Below are 21841 nucleotides of genomic sequence, written 5' to 3'. Positions count from 1 at the left end.
ACGCCGGGCCGCGCGGCCGTGTCAGCCGACGTACCGGTACGACCCGCCGTCGTCGGTCCGTTCGAGCACACCGAGGTCGACCGCGTCGCGCCGCACGATCGCGACGTCCTCGGCGAACATGGCGATGGCGGCGTTGAGCACCGCCTCCGACACGGGCCGCGGGGAACCGAGGCGCGCGAACACGAGCGCGACGATCCGGACCGAGATCGGGTGCCGTTCGACGTCCCGCACGGGCATCCGCGCGATCCAGTCGAACTCGAGCAGGGCCGCCGGGGCCTGCAGGCGCTGCAGGTCCTGCGCCGTCCGGCCGAGGAGCGGCGTGTCGGGGCCGTCGTCGCCGAGCCAGTCGAACGCCGCGAGGGCGGCGCGCGTCCGGTCGTCGAGCTCGCCGTCGCCCACGACCGCAGCCCGGAGCGTCGGGCTCGCCAGGACGGCGACCGCCTGACGCGCCCGGGCCACGGCCGTGGTGAGTGCCATCAGAAGTACGTGATCCCGTGCGGCGTACGTGGCGGCGTCAGCATCGCGCGGAGCAGTGCCGGTGCGGCCGGGTCGGCGGCACGGACGAGGCCTGCGGCGGCGAGCGTGACCGGTGACACCGATCCGAGCAGCAGCGCGCCGAGGTCGGCGACGTCGAGCTGGACGTCCGACCCGGCCTCGTCCGCGACGTCGGCGACCTTCGTGACGGTGCCCCGCGCCTCCTGGACGTCGAGGCGGTACGTGCCCGTGGTGAACCCGAGCGCGTCCGTCACGGCGAGCGTCAACGAACCGTCGACGGCGTACGGGCGGGAGGCGAGCACTGCCGGGACGTCGAGGACCCGCAGCCACACGTGGTCTTCCTCGTGGTCGACGTCGTACGCGCGGTTGTCGCCGAGGGCGGCCACGATCGGGTCGTCGAGCCGCGAGCGGTTGTACTTCACGACGTCGTTGAGGTCGATCGAGAGCAGGAACTCCCAGAGCGAGAGGTACGCGGCGTCGGTCGCGTACACCAGGTCGACGATCTCGAGCACGGTGTCGCCGTCGCCGCTCTCCTTGACGCGCCACGTCACGTAGCCGTCGACCTCGTCCGAGTCCTCGGGGCGGTGCACGGCGGCACGGACGTCCTTCGCCTGCTCGCCGTCCTGGGTGCGGAGCCCGAAGACGACCGGCCAGGTGTGCGCGTTGCGCACCATCGAGCCCGGCGTCCGGGCGTTGAACCGGTCGAACACCGCACGTCCGGGGCCGCCCGCGAGCCACTCGGGCGTCACGACGCTGACGACACCCGTGGTCGGCGCGAGGAAGGGGAGCGCACGGTTGCGGCGGACACTGACGGCACGCTCACGGATCGCGCTGCCGAACCCGAACCGTCGGTAGATGGTCCCCTCGGACGCGGTCAGCGATGCGAGCGCGTAGCCCTCGGCGACGCCCCGTTCGAGCGCGTGGGTCATCATGCGGCGGAGGATGCCGCGTCGGCGCTCGGTCGGGCGCACCGTGACGGCCGAGATCGCCTGCGTGTCGACGGCGGTACCGTCGCCCCAGCTCAGCGGCTTCCGGAACCACGCGAACGTGCCGGCGGGCCAGGTCTCGTCGACGGAGCCCGGTGCCGGACGACGGACGTGCGCCCCGAGCCAGGTGTTGCCGTCCTCGATGAACTGGCCGACCATGACCCGGGCGACCTCGTCGCCGGGGTGGGTCTCGTGGAAGCCAAGTCCGACGGCGCGCATCCAGGCGTCGGTCTCGGCGTCCGGTGCCCCCTCGTCATCCGTCCCGGGCGCGAACTCGCGCAGCTCGTAGCGGTCGTCGAATGCCTCGTTGCTCACACCTCGACACTATCGGTGGGCTCTGACCCGGCGGCTGCGGATCGGCAGTGCGTCGCGTCGCCGCGTGCGTCGCCTCGCCGCATGCGTCGCGTCAGCGCACCGGCCGGGAGGCGCGGGTCGCCTCCGCCCCGCGGGTGCGGTCGGTGGGCGGCCGCCTCCCGCCACCAGGTCACCGGACCGGAGCGATCACCTCGCGGAGCGGCGGGAGGCCGATCGTGGCGGGTTCGCTCGGAGGTGCTCACCGATGCGGCCGAGGATGCGCGCGAGGTCCGCGGCGTCGTCGTCCGTGATGGGGGCGAACAGCAGGCCGTGCACGGTGGCGATGTGGCCCGGGAAGACCTCGGCGAGGACCTCGCGGCCGGCTTCCGTGAGGGCGACGATCGTGCTGCGCTCGTCGTCCGGCGACGGCGACCGCGTCACCAGCCCGCGTTGCTCGAGCAGTTGTGCCTGGTACGTCAGGCCGCTGCGGCTGTACACGACGCCGTCGGCGAGGTCGGTCATGCGTTGCCGTCCCTCGGCCGTGTCGCCGAGCCGGGCGAGGAGCTGGAACTGCACGTAGCTGAGACCGCCGACGTCCCGCAGCTGCTTCTCGACCGCTGGGCGGAGGAGCGCGCTCACGTCCGTGAAGGCGAAGTACGCGTGCAGCTGGGTCGGCGTCAGGGCCGCGGGTGTTCCGGACATGCCTCGATCCTACCCGTTGCTTCGAGTTCGAAGCAGTGGTAGCGTGCTCGACAGATGCTTCGAACTCGAAGCAAACAGCGAAAGGATCCATCATGAAGGCAGTGCAGTTCCACGAGGTCGGCGGCCCCGAGGTCCTCCGGTACGACGATGTCGAGCAGCCCGTCCCCGGCTCGGGCGAGGTACGGCTGCGGGTCGCGGCCTCCGCCTACAACGCCGCGGACAACGGCATGCGGGCGGGGTTCCTCCCCATCCCGATCGCGCTCCCGCACATCCCCGGCTACGACGTCTCGGGCACCGTCGACGCGCTCGGCGCCGACGTCACCGACCTGCGCGTCGGCGACACCGTGATCGGCTTCCTGCCGATGGAGCGCGACGGTGGTGCGGCCGAGTACGTGGTCGCGCCGGCGGCCGCGCTCGTCCACGCGCCGACGAGCATCCCGCTCGCGGACGCCGCAGCGCTCCCGTCGGTCGCGCTGACCGCCTGGCAGGCGCTCTTCGACGACGGTGGACTCACGGCTGGGCAGCGCGTCCTCATCGTCGGGGCCGGCGGGGTCGTGGGCAAGTACGCGATCCAGTTCGCCAAGCGTGCCGGGGTGCAGGTGATCGCGACCGCGAGTCCCCGCAGTGCCGAAGCCGTCCGGGGCGCGGGGGCAGACCAGGTGATCGACCACACCCAGGGCGACGTGCTCGCAGCGCTGGACGGCCAGGTCGACGTCCTGCTCAACCTCGCCCCGATCGAGCCGGAGGAGTTCGCCGCCGACGTGGCCGCCGTCCGGGACGGCGGTGCCGTGGTGAGCACCACCGCGTTCATGGCCACGCCCGGTGACGAGTCCCGCGGGGTCCGGGCGGTGACGGTCTTCGTCCGAGCGAACCGGCAGCGCCTGGCGGAGATCGTCGCCCTCGTCGACCAGGGCGCGCTGACCGTCGAGGTCACGCGGCGGATCCCGCTCGCCGAGCTCCCGACGCTGCACGCGGAAGGCGCGGCGGGGCGGATCGCCGGGAAGGTCGTCGTCCTCGCCTGAGTGCCTCGCCGCGTCGGGCGGAGCTCAGTCGGTCGCGCCCTGCGGCGGGTCGACGAGGAGTCCGACCCGGTCGGCGAGGTAGGCCTCGAGCGGCACGGCGGCGACGGCGGCGGGCGACCAGCGGACGAGGGGGACGTCGTCGCCGACGAACAGCACGCCGGTGGACCCGACGAGCGACGCGTCGAGGGGGATCGGCGTCGCGCCGTGGTTCACGGTGTCGCCGGCGCGGAAGTGCCCCTTCGCGGCGGCGGCCCGGTACGCCCGTCGGACCTCCGCGGACACCGACTGGAACTGCGCCCGACCCGGGTCCGTGACGCGTGTGATCGCACCCGTCGCCCAGACCCGACCGGCCGTCTCGGGCGATGCCCCGACCAGGAGCGCGCCGACCCGCCACACGCGCCCGAGCGACCGCATGGTCGGCTCCCGCCGGATGCCGAGGACGGGCTTGGGTTCCACGTACTCGCCGAGCGCTTCGTCGGGGACCGCGGCGGCCCGCAGCCGCAGCGCCGCGTCGTCGAGCAAGGACCTCGCCCGTTCCACCCCGTCCGTCACGTCACCCGAGCGTAGCCCGGTGCGCTCGGTGCGTTCCCTGCGCTCGGCGTCGCCCGTGGCCCCCGTTCCCGGATCGCCCGGCACCCCGTCGGCGCCGTGCGGCCGACACCGTCCCCAGCGTGATCATCAGCGCACCGTAGGCGAGCAGGACCCCGGCCATCGTCGGGACGAGCCACGAGCGCGAGCCGTTCACCAGCTGGTTGACCAGCCCGACGTCCGGCACGCTGTACCAGACCACGCCCCGGACCTGTGCAGCCGTGACGGGTGCCGGGTCGGGGAGGGCGTTGTTGTCACCCTTGAGGGTGAACGTGCGGGAGCCGTCCGACGACGACGCGATCGAGACCACCCGGTGACTGATCACCGCGGGCTGACCGGACGTGATCTGGTACGTCACCACGTCGCCGACGCGGATGTCGTCGATCGGCGTCGGCCGGACGACGAGCAGGGTCCCCGGCGGCAGGGTCGGCTCCATCGACTGCGTCAGGACCGTGAGCGGGGTGGACCCGGTGGCCTTCGGCACGACGACGAGCACGACGGCGAGACCGGCGACGAGCACGAGCAGTCCGGTGCTCAGGCCGAGCGCCAGGGCGTGGACGATCGCACGCCAGCCGGTGCGGGGCCGTGCCGGGGTCATGCGCCGCATCGGATGGCCTTCCCGTCGTTCTGGGTGAACAGCGTGACCGTCCCGGTCCCGACGACCGTCGTCGTCGGGTTGCCCGCGCTGTCGAGGATCTTCACGGTGACCGTCACGGGACCGCTCGTCGCGACGCTCGCGGGGACCTGGTCGGGTGCCAGGGTGAAGCGACCGTAGTAGTCCTGCTCCTTCTGTCCGACCATCGTCGTCGCACCGGGGCCGACGAACGCGCCGTACCAGGTGTCCTTCGGCCGCGACGAGGTCGGCCAGGCCAGCTCGACGTACGTCCCGCTGTGGTCCGTGCACGTGAGCGCGGGGGAGGCTGCCGGGGTGTTGAGGTAGAAGCCGCCCTGCACGGCCCCTGAGGTCCAGCTCCCCGTGGCGACCGTGAGTCCGATGGTGATGTTGGCCGTGCTCGAGGCCGGCGCGGACGACGTCGGCGTGCTGCGCGTGCACCAGACGGCGCTGGCACCGGCGGCGAGCTTCGACGTCATGCTCGGCAGGGACTCCCAGGTGCCGGAGATCGATCCGGTGCCCACGGCGGCCGTCGTCGTGCATGCCGCAGCGGAGGCGACCGGCCACGCGACGACGCTCACCGCACGGGCAAGGGCCGCCGAGCTCCCGGAGACGACCGACACCGTGGTCGTGCTGGTGCCCGCGAGCGAGCCGGCGTTCGTGAGTGTCACGGGCTTCGTCATCGACGTGACGGTCGAGGAGAACGTCGTCGTCATGTCGCTCGTCCCGCTCAGCGCCGCACCCGTCTTGCCGATCGTCACACTCGACGCGGTGGTGCCGGTGGCCGACCAGAGCGCCCAGGCGGCGGACGATCCACCGGCCACGAACGCCACGGTGAGGACCACGGCGAGGAGGACCCGCAAGCGGCGGTTCATGCGGTCGCCTGCGTTCCGGTGACGGTGAGGGTGAAGTCGGTGACGGCACCGGCCACGGTCTGCGGGGCGTCGGCGTCGAGGTCCATCTCGACGCAACCGACGGCGCTCGCCCCCGCAGCGAGCGTGAAGGAGCTGCTGCCGGTGTCGAACGACGCGAGCCGGCCGCTCGCGCCGGACAGCCCGGTCCGGCAGTCCGCTGCGCTCCCGACGACCGCGAGCCGCAGGGTCAGCTCGCCGAGGACCGCGGCAGGTGTCGCGTTCGTGGCGTAGGCGACGTTCGTCGAGGTCGTCGCCACGCGCATCGTCAGCGGGATCGAGCCGGTGCTCCGCACCGCGAAGGTCCCGGTGACGCCGGTACCCGGCCCGAGCACTGCGGTGTTCATGGCGGAGAGCGGCCCGGTGCTGATCGTGGCGGTCGCGGAGCGGACGGTCGAGGCGGAGGTGCTCGCGGTCCCGTTCCAGAGCGCGTAGGTGCCGCCGCTGCCGATCACCGCCGTCACGACCGCGACCACCAGGGCGAGGGCCGTCGGCCACGCCCACCGGTGTCGACGCGGCGCGCGGTGGCGTCCGGTCGTCCTCGGCGTGCTGGTCATGGCCGTCCCCTGGTGGTCGTGGTGGTGCGCGGTCAGGAACCGATCGCGGTCTGCGTGAGCGTGAAGGCGAGGGCGCCGACGTTGAGCGTGCCGCCCTGACCGGTCGTCGCGGAGGACGGCAGCGCGATCGTGAAGACGACCTTGACGGTCGAGGTCGCCGACGAGGGGGAGACCACGAAGGTGTTCGCGTTCGTGGTCGACTGCACGACCGAGGCGCTCGAGGACGTCACCGCGAGGGTCTTCGTCGTCGCCGCGAGCAGCGCGGAGTCGCCGGTGATGCTCTGGTTCGCGTAGGTGAGGTTGGCCTTGAGGTCCTGGCCGGTCGCGCCGATCGTCAGCGTCTGCGTGAACTGGTAGGTGTTCCCCGGCACCATGAGGGCGCTCGCCGGGTTGATCGTCGTCGAGCGGCCGTTGGTGATGTCCGTCCACACGCCGTCGTTGTTCGCGCTGAGGGTCAGCGAGCCCGAGCTCACCGTGGAGGCGGCGGTGCTGGCGTTCGCGTTCCAGAGGGCGAAGGTGCCCGCGCCGCCGAGGAGGAGGGCGACACCGGCGGCGCCGGCGATGGCGCCGGTGACGATCTTGTGCATGGGGAGTCCGTTCTGCGCGTTCGGGCGCGCTGATGCCATCGGCCGAGCCGATGGGACGTTGTCTTCGACCCCGCGGGTCCGGGGTCGCGGCTGACCGGTGCCGGAGAGTGGTCGCCGGGCTCCCGGACGTGACACGTCACGGGGCGGGCAGGACTCGCTCTGCCCACGACGCTACCGGTCCCCCAAAGTGCGGACAAGATGGAACATGCATCTGCATGGACCCCAATTGGGGGGACATTTTCGTCCCCGACAGTGCGGACACGATTTGTACCCCGATCTGCGTGGAATGCCACTCCGCCCCGTACCGTTGCACCGACCGGAGAACGAGGAGGACCCGTGGGCATCGTGCGGTGGTTGTTCGACGCGCAGCTCGTCATCGGCGACCAGACCGTGCTGTGGTGCGAGGTGATCGGCAACGTGTTCGGCCTGCTCAGCGCACTCGGCGGCATGCGCCGCAAGGTCTGGGCGTGGCCCGTCGGCATCGTCGGCAACGCACTGCTCTTCACGGTCTTCATGGGCGCGCTCTTCGACACCCCGAACCCGGTGAACCTGCTCGGCCAGGCAGGACGACAGGTGATGTTCGTCATCGTCAGTGCGTACGGCTGGTACCGCTGGACGCACCGACCCGACGACGCGACCACCGTCGTCGAGCCGCGCTGGGCCTCCTGGCGGACGCGTTCGCTCCTCGTCGTCGCCATGGTCGGCGGCACGGCCGTGCTGACACCGGTGTTCCGCGCCCTCGGGTCCTACGAGCCGGTCTGGAGCGACGCCTGGATCTTCGTCGGCTCGGTGCTCGCCACCTACGGCATGGCGAAGGGCTGGGTCGAGTTCTGGCTCATCTGGGTGGCGGTGGACCTCGTCGGGGTGCCGCTGCTGTTCTCGGCCGGGTACTACGCCTCGGGGCTCATGTACGTCTTCTACGGGGTGTTCACCCTCACCGGCTTCTTCGTCTGGATGAAGCAGCGCATCCGGCCGTCCGCGGCACCGGTCACCGTCGGCTGAGCGTCGCCCTGGCTCGGCCCCCGCTCTGGGACACGACACCGACGCGGGGTTCCGCTGTGATGGCCTGATGGAACACGACCACGACGTTGCGCTCGAGGACGAGCAGTCCCTCGCCGAGCGGATCGTCCGCGGAGCGATCCGCGCCTACCGACTCCACCCCTTCGACAGCGTGGACGCGGACGTCGTCGCCGAGGTCGCCGGGATCGACGGCGACACCGTGCGACGGCTGTTCCCCACGTGGGACGCGCTGCTGCTCGTCACCTACGACCGGTGGACGCAACTCCGGGGGACCCGTCGGACGAAGTCGCCGGCGTGCACGATCGACCACGTGCGGATGACCCTCGCCGAGGACGTCGCCGACCCGGGTCTGGTGCGGGTGCTCGCCGGGGTGATCACGATCGCCGCGGCCGACACCGGGTTCGCCGAGCTCTTCCGGAAGCGTTTCGAGGAGTACGTCGACGCGCTCACGGCGGGCCTGCAGCGCGACGCCGACGCGGGGTCGGAGCAGCTCGCCGTCCCCGCGCACCAGGCGGCCACGCAGCTGCTCGCGCTCTACGAGGGGCTGCAGATCCAGCTGCTCGTCCGCCCGCACGTCGACGTCGTCGTCGAGTTCGACCGCGCCGTCCGGACCCTCCGTCAGGGGTGGCGCGAGCGTGCCGTCCCGGCCTGGGACCTCGACGAGGTCGCCCTCACCCGCTAGGAACGGGTGCGTCGCCGCCACGACGCGATCTGCCGCAGCGTCACCTTCGACCCGTACTGCGCGACCGAGTGCCGGAACAGGTACTCCGCGAACCAGAGCAGCAGTGCGGCGACGACGAACACCTCGACGATGCTGACCACCGACTCGGTCACGGACAACGACCCGACCGCGTTGCGGACCATCGCGGTGATCGGCGTGAACGTCGGGAAGTACGTGAAGAACCCGGCGATCGGCGACGACGGGGTGGTCATCACGAAGAACGCCGCGTACAGCGGGATGATGAGCGAGAAGATCGCGACCGACTGCAGCGCCGAGGCGTCCTTGATCGAGGGAACCGCCGCGCCGACCGCGACGAAGAGTGCGGACGCCAGCAGGACACCGCCCACGAGCAGCAGCGCGCCGACCAGCATCCGCCACGGATCGACCACGAGACCCCCCAGCCGCGACGCCACGAGCGGGAGTGCGGCGAGCAGGCCGATCAACCCGGGCACCACGAAGACCCCGACCTGCACGAACCCGACGAGCAGCATCGCGATCACCTTGCCGCGGATGAGGTCCCCCGCGGTCACCGTCGTGAGGATCATCTCGGAGATGCGGTTCTCCTTCTCCTCGACCACGACGGTCACCATGCGCGTGGCGAGCAGGATGACGATCCCGAAGAACGCCGCGACGTAGAGGAACGGCGGCACGATCGACAGCCACCCCGGAGCGACCTTCCCGTCGGCGTAGGTGGTGAGGTCGGTGTCCGGCGGCGTTCGGAGGAGGTGCACGGTCTCGGGGTCGTCGACCTGGGCGGCGACGCTCTGCTCGAGCACCCGCTCGGCGAGTGACGAGTAGCCCCCGTTGCCGAAGAGCCCGCGGTCCGTGGCCTCGACCCGGATCGGCGTCGTCGACGGGGAAGCGGGGAACTCGATGAACGCGTCGAGCGTGCCGGAGCGGACCGCGGCGCGATCGGCCGCCGGGTCGGAGGACGGGGACCCGCCCCACTTCGCCGCGACGGACCGGGACACCAGGCCGGAGTCGTCGACGTACCGGAACGGGGTCTTCGTCGCGGACGTGCTGGACGTCACGGAGTCGGTGCCGGCGCTCTGTCCGATCCCGACGAGCAGGGACACGACGACGATGACCACCGGCAGCGCGAGCGTCCCGATCCAGAACGCCGGCTTCTTCACCGCACGGACGAACTCGAACCGGACGACGGTCCCCAGGCGGCTCACGCGGCGGCCCCGGCGGACTCGCCGACGAGGGCGTCGTGCCCGTAGACCTGCACGAAGATCTCGTCGAGGGGGATCCGGCGCATCTCGAACCCGGTCACGTGCACCCCCGCCGTGACGAGTGACGCGAGCACGTCCGAGCCGTCGGGTGCGGCGGCGGGCGTCGGCACGAGGTAGGCGACGTGACCCTCGTGTCGCGCGAGGCGGTAGAGCGGCGACGGCGGCACCGGTCCGTCGAGTCCGACGCGGGCGACGGCACCACCGAAGGCGTCCTGCACGTCCGGGATGGTGCCGTACGCCGCCGCGGTGCCGTCCTTGAGGAGCAGGATCCGGTCGCAGAGCCGCTCGACCTCGTCCATGTGGTGCGTCACCAGGATCACCGTGGCACCGTCGGCCTTGCGCTCGTCGACGAGGTCGAGCAGCAGCCGACGGTTCACCGGGTCGAGGCCCTTGGTCGGTTCGTCGAGGATGAGGAGCCGTGGCCGGTCCATGATCGTGATGCCGAGCTGCACCTTCTGCTGCTGACCGCCGGAGAGCTTGTCGACCCGGAGCTTCGCACGGTCGGCCAACCCGACCCTGGCGAGGTACTCCATGCTCCACGCCGTCGCGTCGGGGCCGCGCAGACCCCGGAGCCGACCGAAGTACGTCATGACGTCGATGACGGACTCCTTGCGGTAGAGCCCGCGCTCCTCGGGGAGGTACCCGATGCCGCCCGTCGCGGGTCGGTAGGGTGCCCCGTCGATCATGAGTGTGCCGGCCGTCGGGGTCGTGATGCCGAGCAGCGCGCGGATCGTGGTGGTCTTGCCGGATCCGTTGCTGCCGAGCAGTCCGAAGGTCTCACCCGGGGCGATGTCGAAGGACAGGCCGTCGACCACGTTCCGGTCGCCGAAACGCATCACGAAGTCCCGCACGCTGATGCTGGCGCCACCGCTCATGCGGCGACCCTACCGGGACCGCCTGACGGACGGGAGGCGCGGTGCCGGGCAGCACCGCGCCTCCAGTCCGTCACCGGGTCGCGTCGACGACGCGCGGGTCGCGTCAGGAACGCAACCAGGCCGTCCCGACCCCCGACAGGGCGCCGTCCACCACGGGTGCCGAGGCGAGCAGCAGCTCGCCGGCGGGGAGGTCGAACGGCTGGTCACCGAAGACCGTGACGCTCGTCCACCCGTTCGGCCGGCGGAACGCGAGGACGTCGTCGCGTCCGGTCTCGAGCCACTCGAGCCGTTCCTCGGACTGCAGCTGCCCGCGAAGGCCGAGTGCCTTCCGGTACAGGTTCAGCGTCGAGTCCGGGTCGGCGTCCTCGGCCTCGACCGACGACTCGGCGAACCAGGCCGGCTGCGGCAGGTGCGACCCGCCGGTGCCGAACCCGAAGCTCTCGCCCGTCCGGGTCCAGGGGAGGGGCACACGGCAGCCGTCGCGGCCCACGTCCACGCCCGGGTTCCGGAAGAACGCCGGGTCCTGCCGGTCGGCGTCGGCGATGTCCCCGACCTCGTGCAGGCCGAGCTCCTCGCCCTGGTAGAGGTACGCGGAGCCCGGCAGTGCGAGCTCCAGGAGCGTGGCGGCCCGCGCGCGACGGAGGCCGAGCCACCGGTCGAGGTCCTCCTGTGCGCCGCCGGCGAGCAGCCACGCGGCGCCCTGCTTCTGGTCGTCGCCGTTCCGGGCGGGCAGCGCGTACCGGGTGGCGTGCCGGACGACGTCGTGGTTCGAGAAGACCCACGTCGTCGACGATCCGGACTGCTCGGCGAGCCCGAGGTTGAACTCGATGATGCTGCGGAACTGCCCGGCGTCGAAGTCGGCTTCGAGCAGGTCGAAGTTGAACGCCTGTCCGAGCCCCTCGGCACTGGCGTACCGGGCACGGCGGTCGGCGGCGACCCACGCCTCGGCCACGGCGGTCCGGGCCGGGGTGTACTCGTCGAAGACCTTCCGCCACTCGGCGTAGATCTCGTGCACGTCGTCACGGTCCCACAGGATGTGCGAGCCGTCCTTCGGGCTCGCCAGCACCTCGGCCCACGACGGAAGGGGTCCGGACGGCAGGTCCTTCGCCAGGCCGTGCGCGACGTCGATGCGGAAGCCGTCGACGCCGCGGTCGGACCAGAAGCGCAGGGTGTGCAGGAAGTCGTCGCGCACCTCGCGGTTCGCCCAGTTCAGGTCGGGCTGTTCCTTCGCGAAGTTGTGCAGGTACCACTGGCCGTCGCCGACCGCGGTCCAGGCCGGACCGCCGAAGATCGACACCCAGTCGGCCGGCGGCTCGCTGCCGTCCGGGCCCGTGCCGTCGCGGAACACGTACCGGTCGCGGGCCTCCGAGCCCGCGGGGGACGCGAGCGCCTCGCGGAACCACTCGTGCCGGTCACTCGTGTGGTTCGGCACCACGTCGACGATCACCCGGATGCCGGCGGCGTGCAGCGCGGCGACCATCTCGTCGAAGTCGTCGAGCGTGCCGAGCCGGGGGTCGACGTCGCGGTAGTCGTCCACGTCGTAGCCGCCGTCCGCGAGGGCGGAGGGGTAGAACGGGCTGAGCCACACGGCCTCGATGCCGAGCGACGCCAGGTACGGCACACGAGCGGTGACGCCGGGCAGGTCGCCGATCCCGTCGCCGTTCGCGTCGGCGAAGGAGCGCGGGTAGATCTGGTAGACGCTCGCCTGGCGCCACCAGGTCTCGTCGGTGGCCGCAGGACGCGCGGCGGGGAGTACGTCGGTCATCGGGGTAGGGGTCCTTTCGGGGGAGGTGCTCACTTGATGGCGCCCTGCGTGACACCGGCCATCACCCATCGCTGGGTGATGAGGTACACGATGATCGCGGGGGCCATCGCCATCAGGTAGGAGGCGAACGAGACGTTGTAGTTGTTGCTGAACTGCGTCTGGAACATCTGCTGCAGCACCGGCAGGGTCTGCAGCGCCGGGTCGGAGGTGATCAGGGACGGCATCACGAAGTCGTTCCAGGACGCGAGGAACGCGAAGATGCCGACGGTGGCGCTCATCGGTGCGAGCAGCGGGAACACCAGCCGCCAGAACACCTGCCCCGTGCTCGCACCGTCGATGCGAGCACTCTCCTCCAGCTCAGCAGGGATCGAGCGCAGGAACGCGGTGAAGAGCAGCACGCTGAACGACAGCTGGAACATGACGTGCAGGATCGCGACACCGATCGGGTTGTCCAGGTGCGCCAACCCGGTGAGCTTCACCTGCGACAGCGCCAGCACCGGGAACGGCAGGAACATCGCCGCGAGCAGGTAGAAGAACGACCACCGGAACAGCCGGCGGTCCCAGTTCCGGGCGATCGCGTACGCCGTGAACGAGGCCAGCAGGATCGTGCCGCCGACGGTGATCGCGGCGACGAGCACCGAGACGCCGAACGCCCGCGGGAAGTCGGTCAGCTGCCAGGCCTGCACGAACCCGTCGACGCTGAACGGAGCGGGGAGCGAGAACGCGTTGCCGTCCACCGCCTGCGCGGTGGTCTTGAACGCCATCGTGACCGTGACGTACAGCGGGACGAGGACGGACAGGGCGCAGAGGACCAGGACGACGGTCACCGGCCAGTTCGACCGTGCGCGCCGGAGGAGGGGTGCTTGCAGGGACATCAGAGCACTGCCTTCCCGCGGGTGGCCCGCAGCTGGACCACGGCGATCACGACGGCGATGACGAAGAAGATCGTCGCGTTCGCCATCTGGTAGGCGTAGTCGCCGCCGTTGAACCCCTTGAAGATCGACATCGCCACGCTCGTGGTGGACGTCCCGGGGCCGCCGTCGGTCAGACCGACGATGATGTCGTACGAGTTCAGGAAGTTCTTGAACCCGATGACGAGGTTGATGAGGATGTAGCCCGCCGTGAGCGGGGCGGTGATGGACACGAGCTGCCGCCACGAGCTCGCGCCGTCGAGGGACGCGGCCTCGTACACCTCGCCCGGGATCGACAACACCCCGGCGATGTAGATGAGGAGCGTCGACGGGATGGCCTGCCAGGCGGTCACGATGACGATCGCGATCCAGGCGAGGTCCGGGTTCGCCAGGATGCTCTGCTCCAGCGGTGCGAACCCGATCGCACCGGCCAGCGCCGGCAGGCTGTTCGCGAACAGGAACGAGAACACGTACGCGATGACGATGCCCGAGATCACCATCGGGAGCACGAACACCGCGCGCAGCGCGATCTTCCCGCGGATCTTCGACGTCAGCGCGATGGCGAGCAGGAACGCGACCGCGTTGACGACGAGCACCGTGACGAGCGAGAACCCGAGCGTGAACAGGTACGCCTGCAGGATCGCGGGGTCGGAGAACACCGCGACGTAGTTCGTGAGCCCGATGAACCGGAACTCGCCGAACCCGACGGAGTTCGTGAAGCTCAGCACGATGCCCATCACCGCGGGGAGGGTGATCGCGAGCGTGAAGAGCAGGAGGGTCGGCAGCAGGAACGCGAGGAAGAGCGGTTCGACCCGCTTCCGCCGTCCTCCGAGCGCCGGGCTGCCGGACTGGAGGCGCGGCGCGGCTCCGCCCCGCCGGCGACGGTCCGCCGTCGTGATGGACTCGGTGGTCGTGATGGCCATTCGTCGTCTCCTTACGCGGCCGTGCGGAGCGCGAGACGCGCCCAGTCGGCGTCGAGGGTGCGGAGTTGCCGCTGCGCGTCCCCGCCGAAGGCGATGGACTGCGCGTAGTTCGCGACGGGGATCTCGGCGGGGATGAGCTGCGAGGCGCCGAGGTAGAACGCGGCGTCGTCGAAGTAGGTCTGCATGCCGGTGAGCGCCGGGTTCGACGCGGGTGGGGCGTCCTTCCGCACGCCGAAGCCGTTGTTGTCGGCGTTGTACCGGTCGTTGACCTCGGGCGTCATGAGGAACGACAGGAACTCCCGCGCTGCCTCCTGCTTGCGGGACGCCTCCGGGATCCAGAGGGCGAGGTCGACGTTCACGCGGACCTTCCGGTCGGCGGGGTCGTCGGTGACGGGGAGCGGGAAGGTGCCGAGGTCCATGTCCTTCGTCGTCTTGGCGATCTCGCCGAGGGCCCACGGTCCCTGCAGGTACATCGCGGCCTTCCCCTGGGCGAACGCGAGGTTGCCGTCGCCGTACCCGCGGCTCGCGGCCCCGTCCTGGTGCCAGGAACGGAGCTGCACCATGCGCTCCATCGGCTTCCGGAAGTCCCGCTCGAACGACACCGACGAGCCCCTGCCGACGCTCGTGCCCTCGCGGCGCAGCGCGGCGAACGTCCGCGGGGTGTCGATCATGCCCCCGATCGTGTAGTCGAACATGCCCTGCGCGATCGTCCAGTTGTCCTTGAACGTGCCGTAGATCGGTGCGGTGCCGGCCTGCACGAGGCGCTCGCAGACGTCGGCGAACTCGCTCCACGTCGTCGGGACCGCGAGCCCGTGCTCGGCGAACAGCGCCTTGTTGTAGATGACCGACGCGGCGGTCACCGAGTACGGCAGGGCGCTCTTCCGGCCGGGGTGGTCGGCGGTCTGTTGCATGAGCGGCCAGAGGTCCGGGTTGGTCGTGGCCGCTTCCGGCAGGTCGGACAGGTCGCTCAGCGCACCGTGCTCGACGAAGGGCGCCACCGAGAAGTTGTAGTTCCAGCACCCGAGGTCCGGCGGCCGGTTCCGGACGAAGTTGGCCGACATGCTCGACGTCGAGTCGCGGACCACCCGGATGCGGGACTGGCTGTCGTGGAACTTCGCGATGAGGTCGTCGAAGTACCCGATCACCTCGGGCTTCGACACGTAGAAGGTGATCGTCTCCGGCCGGTTGCCCGCTGAGCCCGTCGGGGCGCATCCCGCGAGCGCCAGGCCGGCCCCGATGCCGCCGGCTCCGAGGAGGAACGCTCGGCGGCTGACCGCCGCTGCGCTCCGCGCCGGGTTCGGTGTGGCGTGTGGTCGCACGTCGTCTCCGTCCGTCCGGACCCGGCGTCCCTGCCGTTCCGGACCGCGGAGCGGCTCCCGTGCCGCCCGCTCGACTAAATCTAGCGACAAAATCTAATTCCGCAAGGAACTGCTTCCGCGGTAGTGTGCGCTCATGCCGCCGCACCGTGGGACGAGCGCAGAGACGCTGCTCGAGTACGCGTTCGCGGTGCGCGCGTTCACGGCGACGGAAGCGATCGACGCCACCGGTCTGACGCGTTCGACCGTCCTCGGCGCCTGCGAGGAGCTCGTCCGCATCGGCTGGCTGCACGAACTCGACGACGCCCGGGCCGCGGGGGAGTACCGCCTCGGCCGACCCGCGCGTCGCTACGAACTCGATGCCGCGGCCGGTGTCGTCGTCGGGGTCGACGCCGGCCAGCACCGCGTCACGGCGTTCGTCGCGGACCTCCGCGGCACCCCGCTCGGCCGTGCGGAGGGAACGCCCGGAGGATCCGGCCTCGACGTCCGCGAGCGTCTCCGCGTCGTGGCGGAGACGGTCGCCGCAGCGCTCGCCGACGCCGGCGTCGCACCCGATCGCGTCCTGGGGTCGGTCGTCGGCATCCCCGCACCGGTCGACGCCGGCGGGTCGTCGCCCGGCGACGGCGGCTTCTGGGACCGCATGAACCCGGGCTTCGCCGACGTCGTGCCGGGCGAGCGGGTGGTCGTCGAGAACGACGCGAACCTCGCGGCGCTGGCCGAGCGGCCGTCCTCCGGGGACGCCTCGTTCGCCGCCCTGCTCTCCGGGGAGCGGTTCGGCAGCGGCCTGGTGGTCGACGGCGTACTCCTGCGGGGTGCCCACGGTGGGGCCGGCGAGATGCGGGTGCTCGACCTCGTCGAGGGGGTCGGGTCACCCGAGGGCATCGGCGCGGTCGCGCGGCAGGCAGTGCTGGCCGCGATCGAGGCCGGTGCGGTCACACCCGGATCACGGTTGACGGCCGACGCCGATGCCGCCGTCGTGTTCGCGGCCGCGCAGGACGGCGACCCCGTGGCGCTCGCGATCGTCGAGCGGCTCGGCGATCGACTCGCCCGGGTGTGCGTCGTGCTCGCGAGCCTGCTCGACATCGACCGCGTGGTCGTCGCCGGGGCCATCGCGCGGCCGGCCGTCGCGGTGATCGATCGGGCGCGGGCCCTGCTCGAGCGCTGGCACTTCGATCCGGTGCCGGAGATCGTCGCATCGTCCCTCGGCGCCGACGTCGTGGTCATCGGGGCGATCGCCCACGCGGTGGACGTGGTCCGCGCCGACCCGCTCGCCTTCCCGCTCGACCGGGTCCGCTGACGTCGTGGCCGAGCACTGCGCGGTGCTCGGCCACGACGCCGCGGGCCGTCACTCGGTGGTGGACACCCAGTCGATGAGGAGGTGGCCGGACGCGCCCCAGTTGCCGACCTGGAACATGTACCGGTGCGGCGTCGTCGGCACGTCGTGCGTCAGCGTCTGCAGGGCCTTCCCGTCGACGCTGTACGTGACGGACTTCCCCGGCACCCAGTCGACCGTGTAGGTGTGCCAGTCCCGCCAGGACACACCGGTGTCCACCTGCACGCGGTCGGCCTCGTTGCCGGGCGTCATCGAGTGCTGGAACGCGGACGGGCTCGACTCGAAGTTGCCCTCGGGGAAGTCGATCTCGCCGTCCGACCACGTCCCGGAGGTCGGCCACAGCATGAACGCCGCGCCGTTGCCGTCGCCGCCGGTCGCCTTGGCGCGCACGGAGAACGAGCCACCGACGTGGCTCCAGGCGTCGGCGGAGGTACCGAACGTGCCAGCGGTGCCGGCGCCCCCGAGTGCGACGTCCATCAGCCCGTCGTGCACGGAGACGGTGCGGCTCGGCTCGTAGATGCCCGAGGTCCCGTCGGGGTAGGGCTGCCACGACTGCGGGTACGCTCCCGCCACCGCGCCGACCCCCGCGGCGGTGTCGAAGTCCTCGACGAACGATGCGGCCGGGGGGCTCGCCGACGCGTCGGTGGCGGCTGCCGTCGTCGGGCTCGGCGCGGCGGCGTCCGTCGGGTCGGCGGTCGCCGTGGCGCTGGGGGCGGACGCGACGGGCGCGGACGACGCGGAGTCGGAGGGTTCGGGCACCTCGTCGTCCGGGGTGGACGGCGCCGTCGGTTCGCCGGAGGGTGCTTCGGTCGGCGGCGTGGTCGCGTCGGGGGCGGGTGCGGGCGAGGCTGCCGAGGGTAGGTGGTGCCGGTGTCCGCCCCACCACCACGTCTGGGCGGAGGCGGCGGTCGGGACCCCGATCACCAGGGCGCCGGCGGCCGCCACCGCGAGGATCGTGCGGCGGCGGGTGCGGGGCTTCGGACGTCGGTCGTGGGAGGCGTGCCGCGCTCGGGCGCGCGGGTGCTCGGAAGCAGGGATGTCGGGCTCCTCGTGGGGTGGGGCGCGGGGTCGGGACGGGACTCGACCGCGGGTGGGGCCGCGGGTGATGGTGACGAGTCCACGACCATGATGCATCATCTGTGCCCCGTTCGGGGGGTCTCCGCGCCATCCGGCACCCGGTCTCCCGAGCGTGAGCGTCAGTCCGCGCCGTCCGTCAGGCGGAGCAGGATGTCGGACAGTGCCTGGCGCTGGGGCTCGTCGAGGGGGGCGAAGAGCTCGTGCAGGACGGTCGCTGCGATGCGGTGTCCCTGCTCGAGCGCGGCCCGGCCCGCATCGGTGAGCATGTGCTCGATGCGACGCCCGCGGCCGGCGCTCCGGGTGATGAGGCCGCCGGCCACGAGGCGGTTCGCGAGCGTCCCGAACGCCTGGTCGCTCTGGAACGTGGCGACGGCGAGGTCGTGTCCCGAGGCGCCGGGCATGCGGTCGACGGCCCGGAGTGCGTCCCACTGCACGAGGGTGATGCCCGCGGGTCGGAGTGCCGCGTCCATCGCTCTGTGGTTCCGGTACTGCGCGCGTTTGATCCGCTGCCCGAGTACTTCCAGGTCGATCGTCATGGTGGTACCGTATCAATGTCCGTATATAAACATGCTTAGTCAGGAACGTCATGCACCCGGAACTGCCCGCAGACCTCCCCGTCGCCGTCCTCGGTGACCCGACCGCCCGGACCGCGCTGGTGCTCCACGGCGGCGGCGGCCCCCGTACGGTCGCGCCGATCACGACTCACCTCGGGGCGACGATGCACGCGCTCGCGCCGACCCATCCCGGCTGGGAGGGCACGCCCCGCCCCGGATCGATCGCGTCGGTGACGGACCTCGCGCAGGCGTACCTCACGCGTCTGGACGCCGACGGCGAGCGTGACGTCGTCCTGCTCGGCTCGTCAATCGGAGGGTGGATCGCCCTCGAGATGGCCGTGCGTGCCTCGGTGGACGATCGGTACGCCGGGCTGATCGGCGCCGTCGTGGTGATCGACGGCGTCGGGGTCGTGGTCGAGGGTGAACCGGTCGCCGACTTCTTCGCCCTCGATGCCCGCGGCCTCGCGGAGGTCGCCTGGCACGATCCCGACCGCGGCTACGTCGACCCGGGGACCCTCACCGACGAACAGCGAGCGGTGCAGCAGTCGAACGGACGGACGATGGCGGTCGTTGCCGGGCCCCGCATGAGCGATCCCACGCTGCTCGGGCGCCTCCGGGACGTCTCGGTCCCGACGCTCGTCGTGTGGGGCGCCAGCGACCGCGTGGTGACGCCGGCCTACGGGCAGGCGATCGCGACGGCGATCCCCGGCGCAAGGTTCGTCCAGATCGAGGCTGCCGGGCACCTCCCGCACCTGGAAGCGCCCGAGGCCACCTGGGCCGTGATCGACGACTTCCTCGATCGCGGCTGACCGGTCCGGCCGTCAGCCGCGGGCGATCGGGGTCAGCCGCTGCAGCTGCGTCACGTGACCGGGCTCGAGCTCGTCGAGCGATGCGACGCCGAGCAGCCGCATCGTCCGCTCGATCTGCTCCGACAGGATCTGGATCATCCGGTCCACACCGGCCTCGCCGCCCGCCATCAACCCGTACAGGTAGGCACGGCCGACCATCGTGAAGCGTGCGCCGAGGGCGACCGCGGCCACGATGTCCGCGCCGGACATGATCCCGGTGTCGAGGTGCACCTCGGTGTCGGCGCCCACTTCGCGCACCACGGTCGGCAGCAGGTGGAACGGCACCGGAGCGCGGTCGAGCTGCCTTCCGCCGTGGTTCGACAGCGTGATGCCGTCGACGCCCATGTCTGCCAGTCGCCGGGCGTCCGCCAGGGACTGCACGCCCTTGACGACGACCTTGCCCTGCCACTGCGACCGGATCCACTCCAGGTCCTCGTAGGTCACGGTGGGGTCGAACATGTGGTCCAGGAGTTCCCCGACGGTGCCCGACCAGCGGTCGAGCGAGGCGAATGCCAGCGGCTCCGTGGTGAGGAAGTCGAACCACCACCACGGCCGCGGAATGGCGTTCACGATGGTCTTCACGCCGAGCTGCGGCGGGATCGAGAACCCGTTCCGCTTGTCGCGCAGGCGTGCACCGGCGACCGGCACGTCGACCGTCACCAGCAGGGTGTCGAAGCCCGCCTTCTGCGCTCGCGAGACCAGCGCCATCGACTTCTCGCGGTCCTTCCACATGTAGAGCTGGAACCAGTTGCGCCCGTGCGGGTTGGCGTCGCGGACGTCCTCGATCGCCGTGGTGCCCATGGTCGACAGTGAGAACGGGATGCCGGCCCGACCGGCGGCGCGGGCCCCGGCGCGTTCGCCCTCGGTCTGCATCATCCGCGTGAAGCCCGTCGGTGCGATGCCGAACGGGTACGACACCGGCGCACCGAGCACGGACCGCGACGTGTCCACCGTCGACACGTCGCGGAGGATGGCCGGCGTGAACTCGATGTCCTCGAACGCCTGCCGCGCGCGGGCGAGGGAGATCTCGGCCTCGGCGGCGCCCTCGGTGTAGTCGAACGCGGCGCGGGGCGTGCGTCGGGCGGCGATGCGGCGCAGGTCCCAGATGGTCAGGGCGGACTCGAGTCGGCGCTTCCGTGCGTCCAGCGTCGGCTTCCGGAACTGCATGAGCGGCGCGAGGTCGTGGACCGTCGGCAGCTGCCGCTTGATGCGGGTCCGCGACGTCGAGGGAGCGCCGGGGGTTGCTGCCGGTGCGCCGGTCGCGGGGTCGACGCGGTGCTGGTCGTCGGTCGAGGTCATGCAGACATCCTATGTCTCTTGGAGAGAGTGGGCGAGGAATCCCCTCTGGCGTCGTGATGAACCGTCGTTCCCGTGCAGTTCTCGGACGTCTCCGTCGGAAGCGGCCACAGCGAACCCACGGCTTGCGCCCGTATGCCGCGCCATGCTCCGAGGACCCCGCAACAGCGGACGCCCGGCTGAACTCCGTCCCGGTGCGGCGCTCCGAGAGACTGACACGAACGTCCTCCGCTTCGGGCCGGGGAATCACGCGGCCCGGTAGGGGATCCGCCACCGGTTCTCATCTTCGGTGTCCGCGACGTGCACTACCCCAGTCCGTCAGGACGCATTTACCCGTGGTCGGAGCGCGGCCCGTCCAGCTCGTGGGCGTCGGTTTCCGTGTCGGCAGCCCGCTCGCTTTCGCGACGACGGCCCCGTCTCAGGCTCACCGTCAAACCGAAGGTGCCAAGCGCGCACCAGACGGCTATCACGGCGAAGTCCAGTGGGCTGCGCCTTCTCAGCGCGATTCCGAGCCAGACCAGAGCGACGAGGTATGCGACTGGCCACAGTGCGGCCGAGTTGTCCGAGATCCTCCACCAGAGACGTGTGGCAGGACCCGGTCCTCTCGCCGAGTTCAACTGCTCATCGGGCCGTTCGTCAGACAACTCAAGCTCATCTCATCGCATCGCGATCGGTGTTGTGGTCCCCGCTGATAGCCATCGAACCACGTGCCGGCAAACAGGTGGCTCGACGATCGTGGCCGAGCACGCCCATCGGCGGGGGTCCGCGGCATCGACGTGGACGTGTCCTACAACCGACCGGGCCTTGGCGACTCGGACGGCAGCAAGTGCGGTCAGGGCACGATCTTGCGCTGCAGACTCCGGAGAAGACGCAGCGCCTCAGCATCACGGATGCCTGTGGTCGTCTCCCAGTCGGTCCCGGAACCGATGACGTCGGAGACGAACACCAGTTCTGTCGCGAGCAACGTCCTGCGCCATTCCGCGAACGACATCGATCCGCCACCGCGCAGACACGCTTCGATGCGCTGGCTCTGGATGAAGAAGTCTTGGACGCTCGTGAAGCCGATGGCACGAGCCACGGGTTCCGTGAGACTCGCCGGTCCGCCCCACTCTCGAACACCCGCTCGCAGGACGTTCACCTCGTCATCGGTGATCCCGAAGTCGGCAGCGGTTGGCACGCGACCAGCGTTCCACACCAATCCCGAGGAGCATC

23 protein-coding genes are annotated in these 21841 nt (G+C 71.2%); 5 read left to right on the top strand and 18 right to left on the bottom strand.

Going from position 1 to position 21841, the window contains the following annotated elements; genetic code table 11:
• Positions 1-21: 21 nt before the first annotated feature.
• From ACTJKO_RS04125 to ACTJKO_RS04115, 3 genes are all read right to left on the bottom strand, one after another.
• Positions 22-477 (bottom strand): DUF2087 domain-containing protein, encoded by a 456-nt coding sequence (locus ACTJKO_RS04125; protein WP_440685974.1) that lies wholly within the window; start codon positions 475-477, stop codon positions 22-24.
• Positions 477-1796, bottom strand: coding sequence for a GNAT family N-acetyltransferase (locus tag ACTJKO_RS04120; RefSeq protein WP_440685972.1), 1320 nt, complete (start codon positions 1794-1796; stop codon positions 477-479). Before ACTJKO_RS04120 ends, ACTJKO_RS04125 begins: the two co-directional genes overlap by 1 nt.
• 186 nt (positions 1797-1982) lie before the next feature.
• The gene (locus ACTJKO_RS04115; RefSeq protein ID WP_440685970.1) at positions 1983-2477 is read right to left on the bottom strand and encodes a MarR family winged helix-turn-helix transcriptional regulator; all 495 of its coding nucleotides are present in this window, start codon (positions 2475-2477) and stop codon (positions 1983-1985) included.
• Positions 2478-2569: 92 nt separating this feature from the next.
• Here ACTJKO_RS04115 and ACTJKO_RS04110 point away from each other — a divergent pair, with 92 nt between their 5' ends.
• Positions 2570-3499 (top strand): NADP-dependent oxidoreductase, encoded by a 930-nt coding sequence (locus ACTJKO_RS04110; protein ID WP_440685968.1) that lies wholly within the window; start codon positions 2570-2572, stop codon positions 3497-3499.
• 24 nt (positions 3500-3523) lie between these two features.
• Here the strand turns inward: ACTJKO_RS04110 and ACTJKO_RS04105 are convergent, their stop codons facing one another.
• The 5 genes from ACTJKO_RS04105 to ACTJKO_RS04085 are packed head-to-tail and all read right to left on the bottom strand — an operon-like array spanning position 3524 to position 6755.
• A complete protein-coding gene (locus tag ACTJKO_RS04105; protein ID WP_440685966.1) occupies positions 3524-4051 on the bottom strand; it encodes a hypothetical protein in 528 nt (175 codons plus the stop codon).
• Between the two features lies 1 nt (position 4052).
• The gene (locus tag ACTJKO_RS04100; protein WP_440685964.1) at positions 4053-4685 is read right to left on the bottom strand and encodes a signal peptidase I; all 633 of its coding nucleotides are present in this window, start codon (positions 4683-4685) and stop codon (positions 4053-4055) included.
• Entirely contained in the window at positions 4682-5575 is an 894-nt protein-coding gene (locus ACTJKO_RS04095) for a hypothetical protein (RefSeq protein WP_440685962.1), read from the bottom strand. The genes ACTJKO_RS04100 and ACTJKO_RS04095 overlap by 4 nt, the downstream gene beginning before the upstream one ends.
• Positions 5572-6168: a TasA family protein gene (locus ACTJKO_RS04090; RefSeq protein WP_440685960.1), complete on the bottom strand. Its 597-nt coding sequence runs from the start codon at positions 6166-6168 to the stop codon at positions 5572-5574. The genes ACTJKO_RS04095 and ACTJKO_RS04090 overlap by 4 nt, the downstream gene beginning before the upstream one ends.
• Before the next feature lie 32 nt (positions 6169-6200).
• Complete coding sequence (locus tag ACTJKO_RS04085; protein WP_440685958.1) at positions 6201-6755, bottom strand: alternate-type signal peptide domain-containing protein; 555 nt, start codon at positions 6753-6755, stop codon at positions 6201-6203.
• Between the two features lie 336 nt (positions 6756-7091).
• Here ACTJKO_RS04085 and pnuC point away from each other — a divergent pair, with 336 nt between their 5' ends.
• Both pnuC and ACTJKO_RS04075 read left to right on the top strand, forming a co-directional pair.
• Positions 7092-7757 (top strand): nicotinamide riboside transporter PnuC, encoded by a 666-nt coding sequence (pnuC, locus tag ACTJKO_RS04080; protein ID WP_440685956.1) that lies wholly within the window; start codon positions 7092-7094, stop codon positions 7755-7757.
• A 67-nt stretch (positions 7758-7824) separates the two neighbouring features.
• Positions 7825-8457 carry a TetR family transcriptional regulator C-terminal domain-containing protein gene (locus ACTJKO_RS04075; RefSeq protein ID WP_440685954.1) on the top strand — a complete coding sequence of 211 codons (633 nt, stop codon included), beginning with the start codon at positions 7825-7827 and terminating at the stop codon, positions 8455-8457.
• Here ACTJKO_RS04075 and ACTJKO_RS04070 read toward each other — a convergent pair.
• From ACTJKO_RS04070 to ACTJKO_RS04045, 6 genes are all read right to left on the bottom strand, one after another.
• The gene (locus ACTJKO_RS04070; protein WP_440685952.1) at positions 8454-9674 is read right to left on the bottom strand and encodes an ABC transporter permease; all 1221 of its coding nucleotides are present in this window, start codon (positions 9672-9674) and stop codon (positions 8454-8456) included. The genes ACTJKO_RS04075 and ACTJKO_RS04070 overlap by 4 nt on opposite strands.
• A complete protein-coding gene (locus tag ACTJKO_RS04065) occupies positions 9671-10606 on the bottom strand; it encodes an ABC transporter ATP-binding protein (RefSeq protein WP_440685950.1) in 936 nt (311 codons plus the stop codon). The genes ACTJKO_RS04070 and ACTJKO_RS04065 overlap by 4 nt, the downstream gene beginning before the upstream one ends.
• A 103-nt stretch (positions 10607-10709) precedes the next feature.
• Positions 10710-12371 (bottom strand): glycoside hydrolase family 13 protein, encoded by a 1662-nt coding sequence (locus ACTJKO_RS04060; protein WP_440685948.1) that lies wholly within the window; start codon positions 12369-12371, stop codon positions 10710-10712.
• 29 nt (positions 12372-12400) lie between these two features.
• Positions 12401-13246, bottom strand: a complete 846-nt coding sequence (locus ACTJKO_RS04055; RefSeq protein ID WP_440685946.1) for a carbohydrate ABC transporter permease — start codon at positions 13244-13246, stop codon at positions 12401-12403.
• On the bottom strand, positions 13246-14205 hold the full coding sequence (locus ACTJKO_RS04050; protein WP_440685945.1) for a carbohydrate ABC transporter permease: 960 nt from the start codon (positions 14203-14205) through the stop codon (positions 13246-13248). The genes ACTJKO_RS04055 and ACTJKO_RS04050 overlap by 1 nt, the downstream gene beginning before the upstream one ends.
• 11 nt (positions 14206-14216) lie before the next feature.
• Entirely contained in the window at positions 14217-15524 is a 1308-nt protein-coding gene (locus ACTJKO_RS04045) for an ABC transporter substrate-binding protein (protein ID WP_440685943.1), read from the bottom strand.
• 133 nt (positions 15525-15657) lie between these two features.
• Between ACTJKO_RS04045 and ACTJKO_RS04040 the strand changes: the two genes are divergently transcribed.
• A complete protein-coding gene (locus tag ACTJKO_RS04040) occupies positions 15658-16818 on the top strand; it encodes an ROK family protein (protein WP_440685941.1) in 1161 nt (386 codons plus the stop codon).
• Between the two features lie 48 nt (positions 16819-16866).
• Here the strand turns inward: ACTJKO_RS04040 and ACTJKO_RS04035 are convergent, their stop codons facing one another.
• Entirely contained in the window at positions 16867-17799 is a 933-nt protein-coding gene (locus tag ACTJKO_RS04035) for a glycoside hydrolase family 16 protein (RefSeq protein WP_440685939.1), read from the bottom strand.
• A 251-nt stretch (positions 17800-18050) separates the two neighbouring features.
• Positions 18051-18467: a MarR family winged helix-turn-helix transcriptional regulator gene (locus tag ACTJKO_RS04030; protein ID WP_440685937.1), complete on the bottom strand. Its 417-nt coding sequence runs from the start codon at positions 18465-18467 to the stop codon at positions 18051-18053.
• 50 nt (positions 18468-18517) lie between these two features.
• On the opposite strand from ACTJKO_RS04030, the gene ACTJKO_RS04025 reads away from it, so the two are divergent.
• Positions 18518-19294, top strand: a complete 777-nt coding sequence (locus ACTJKO_RS04025) for an alpha/beta fold hydrolase (protein ID WP_440685935.1) — start codon at positions 18518-18520, stop codon at positions 19292-19294.
• 12 nt (positions 19295-19306) lie between these two features.
• Here ACTJKO_RS04025 and ACTJKO_RS04020 read toward each other — a convergent pair whose 3' ends face one another.
• Both ACTJKO_RS04020 and ACTJKO_RS04015 read right to left on the bottom strand, forming a co-directional pair.
• Positions 19307-20500, bottom strand: coding sequence for an alpha-hydroxy acid oxidase (locus ACTJKO_RS04020; protein ID WP_440686559.1), 1194 nt, complete (start codon positions 20498-20500; stop codon positions 19307-19309).
• A gap of 961 nt (positions 20501-21461) precedes the next feature.
• Positions 21462-21841 (bottom strand): hypothetical protein (locus ACTJKO_RS04015; protein WP_440685933.1); only part of this gene is annotated, 380 nt, incomplete at its 5' end.

This window comes from Curtobacterium sp. 22159 (assembly GCF_052045775.1).
In the GTDB taxonomy this organism is placed as follows: domain Bacteria; phylum Actinomycetota; class Actinomycetes; order Actinomycetales; family Microbacteriaceae; genus Curtobacterium.
This window is presented reverse-complemented; position numbering and strand designations above follow the sequence as displayed.